Origin of the sequence: Micromonospora deserti, from assembly GCF_003236335.1 — a bacterium.
Taxonomy (GTDB): domain Bacteria; phylum Actinomycetota; class Actinomycetes; order Mycobacteriales; family Micromonosporaceae; genus Micromonospora; species Micromonospora deserti.
Window position 1 is genome coordinate 1 of sequence record NZ_POUB01000530.1, and the last position, 782, is coordinate 782.

At 80.1% G+C, this 782-nt stretch carries 1 protein-coding gene; it reads right to left on the reverse strand.

What is annotated here, in order from left to right; translation table 11 throughout:
• On the reverse strand, positions 1 to 774 hold a 774-nt coding region (locus tag C1I99_RS31750), incomplete at its 3' end, for a hypothetical protein (protein WP_111137793.1).
• Between the last annotated feature and the right edge of the window lie 8 nt (positions 775 to 782).

Consider the following 782-nt stretch of genomic DNA (forward strand, 5'->3'; position numbering starts at 1 on the left):
GCCGACGAGTTCGGCGAGGCGGGCCAGGTGACGGCGGCCGGTGATTCGGTAGGCGGGGCCGTCCGGGCCCGCCTCCAGCTGTGCGTCGGGGAGGCCGACGGCGGCGAGCGCGGCACCCACCGGCGCCCAGCAGTCCGGGTCCGCGCCGCCGAAGCGGAGCAGGAAGTCCGGCGGGTCGGCGAGCCCCGCCGCCGCCAGCCACAGGCGCAGCCGCCGGCCGTTGAGGTGGAAACCGGGCGGCGGCCGCTTCGCCGTACCGCGCAGCCAGGCGACCGCGAGCGGCTTCAACACCCGGGTGTACGAGGTACGCACCGCGTGCCGGGCGTCGTCGGTCGGCTCCCAGCTCGGGGCGAGCCCACGCAGCGTCAACTCCGCGGCGAGCACGTGCACCCGCCAGGCGGCGTCCACCACCACCGACAGCCGCGCGGTGCCCCCCATCACCGCCACCTCGCCGGGCCCGGCGAGCAGGCCGGCGAGGTCGGCGACCGACGGGTCCGCCGCCTCCGCACCGAAGAAGACCAACTGCCGGCGGGCCTCGTCCGGGCCGGCCCCTTCGGCAGCATCACCGGCGGCCGGCACGTCGGCCCGCTGCCCCGGCGCGGCGTCGTCCCCGTCCCCGGCGGCCGAGCCGGATGAGTCGGCCCGGGTGCCCCGCCGGGACCGGGGCGGCGGGGCGGGCCGGGGCGCCGGCGGGACCGCGGCCGGCTCAGGCACCGGGAACAGCGCCGGCAGCGACTCCGCGGCCGGCGGCTCGGCGGCACCGCTCAGCGACACTCCGGCAC